Here is a 2,128-nt window from a genome sequence, read left to right as displayed (position 1 = left end):
CGGCCGGAGTCCGCGACGACCCGAGCAGGTAGCGACGCGCCCACGCCGACGTCGTCGCCACGCCGCCGAGCAGACGCCGCCGGTCGGCCGCCGTCGAGTCGGCACCGGCGACCGACCCGCCCGTCGCGGCGGCGAGTTCCGCCACGGCGACGACGGCGGCCCGCCGAGACCCGCCCCGAGCGAGAGCGTCGGGCGACCCGTGAGCAGGGCCGTGGTCGCCCACGTGGCTGCGCCGACCAGACCCACCGACGCGAGTCGGGCGGACGCGGACCGGCCGCCGAACCGACGGGCCGCGACGAGGGCGGCGAACGAGACGGCCGAGAGCGTCGCCGTCGCGAGACCGACGGCCAGCGCGAGGTTGAGCAACTGGCCGAAGTGGTCGATGCCGGCGAACGTCCCGAGAGTGGTGACGGCGAACCGGAGTACCGCGTCGGGGACCGTCCGCGTCAGGAACGCCTCGACGGGCGCGACGACGAACGCGGGGGTGAACCCGGCCGTCGCGTACGACCCGGCGACGGCGGCGACGCCTGCGAGGAGTGCGACGAGAGCGGTCCGCCGCAGTTGCCGTGCGGGCTGTATCGAAGACATCTGTTGTCTGTAGTCGGGGCTGAATGGGGATGTACCTTGTTCAGAATCTATACATAATCTCGGGAAACTCGGTCCGTCATTCCCATCGAGCGTGGTCTCAATCGCCCCGACCGAGTTCGTGAACGAGAGGGCGTCTCCGCGCAGAAGGGCGGGACCTATATCGTTCGGTACGAACGAACAGGAAAGGTGAGGCAGCGCAGTCCTAGCCGACGACGTCGGGTTTACCGGCCGGTTCCGTCGGTCGCTTCGTCACGAGTTGCCGCGGCCGCGGTTCTTGCCTCGTTTTCGGCCGCCCCGATTGCCGTTGTCAGTATCGCCATTCTGATCCTCGTCCGCTGACTTCTTCCGGCCTTTGGGGTCCTTCCCCGGGGTACCGCAGCGTCCGCGAACGACGTGGAACCGGTACGTCTTTCCGTTACAGGAGTGGCTGAACCGCCCGAACGACGCCGGGTCGCCGTTCACGCAGATAGCCAGTGCCTCCTCCAAGTAGGCGTCGAGCGCCTTCCGAGCGCACTGGTTCGGATTGCAGACGAAACAGGTCGGATTCGAGGGGAACGGCGCCTCACTGCCGGTGTAGACGCCGATAATCTTCCAGCCGTCCTCGCCGCTGTCGTCACAGAAGTATCCCGTCGTCGAGTAGATGACGTTGTCGAACTCCTATCCGTCGCCGGTTTCCCGGGCCCGGATGACCGTTATCGGACCCATGCTGTCGGCCTCGTCGTCCTCGTTGTTCCCGAACGACTCGTCACCGTTGTCGTTCTCGCGGACGACGCACACCTCGCTACAGCCGCAGAAGTTGACCTGCGCGAGTTTCGCCCCCTCTGCGCTCGCCGTCGACGAGAGCGCGAGCGTCCCGATTCCCGATGCGGCCGTCGCCCGCAGAACGGTTCGACGACTGAGTCGTCGCGTCGGCTTCCCATGTGTGGTATTGTCAGTCATTTACGTCCCCTGCCCCGGCTCTCGGGTTTGAACGGCAAGTAATTTAGCTCAATTGTCACTTGTGGCGGGGAGATCGCTCTCGCTGACAATCTGAGGAACTGCCATCGTGAATACGGAGAACCGCCAGTACGGATACGATCCGGGGTTCGTAGGTAGATATCGTCCAGTTCTGGTCGGTGGAAGGTATTCACTGCCGATTCGGAGACTCATCGAGAACTCCCCAAGCGCTCCTAGCGCAGAGAGTTTTCGTCAAACGAGTGGGTCCAGGTCGTCGATGTTCTCGCCCGGCGCGACGGCGCCGTCGCTCTCGTCGTAGACGACCACGTCTTCGGCGACGAGTTTGGGGAGGTCGGTGTGGAGAAGCGAGATACGGACGCTCTCGTGGGGGAGGCCGGCGCGTCGTCCGACGGGTCGGCGTGCACCTCGGTGACGATGGCGTCCACGAGTCTCCGAGCGGCGTTCGCCCCCTCTTCAGAGAGACTCTGAGGAGGTGTCGTCGCCGTTCCGGTCTCGCGAGTCGAACGCGTCGTCCTTGTCGGAGTTCGTCGGGGTCGTACCGGTCGTCACCGCGCGTCACCTCGTCGCGTCGTCGTGTGTGTTC

2 protein-coding genes and 1 pseudogene are annotated in these 2,128 nt (G+C 65.8%); all 3 read right to left on the bottom strand.

Annotated features, from left to right (window positions below; genetic code table 11):
* Positions 1-588, bottom strand: a pseudogene (locus tag GJ632_RS21100) (hypothetical protein); the annotation flags it as partial.
* Between the two features lie 249 nt (positions 589-837).
* Positions 838-1,074 carry a hypothetical protein gene (locus tag GJ632_RS21095; RefSeq protein WP_191453949.1) on the bottom strand — a complete coding sequence of 79 codons (237 nt, stop codon included), beginning with the start codon at positions 1,072-1,074 and terminating at the stop codon, positions 838-840.
* A 171-nt stretch (positions 1,075-1,245) separates the two neighbouring features.
* Positions 1,246-1,527 carry a hypothetical protein gene (locus GJ632_RS21090; protein ID WP_191453948.1) on the bottom strand — a complete coding sequence of 94 codons (282 nt, stop codon included), beginning with the start codon at positions 1,525-1,527 and terminating at the stop codon, positions 1,246-1,248.
* Positions 1,528-2,128 lie beyond the last annotated feature (601 nt).

The sequence above is a fragment of the Halogeometricum sp. CBA1124 genome (genome assembly GCF_009741955.1).
In the GTDB taxonomy this organism is placed as follows: Archaea; Halobacteriota; Halobacteria; order Halobacteriales; family Haloferacaceae; genus Halogeometricum; species Halogeometricum rufum.
This window is presented reverse-complemented; position numbering and strand designations above follow the sequence as displayed.

What these genes read in the sequence shown, in the direction of transcription:
- GJ632_RS21090 (WP_191453948.1), bottom strand. Translation starts at nt 1,527, where the DNA reads ATGACTGACAATACCACACATGGGAAGCCGACGCGACGACTCAGTCGT.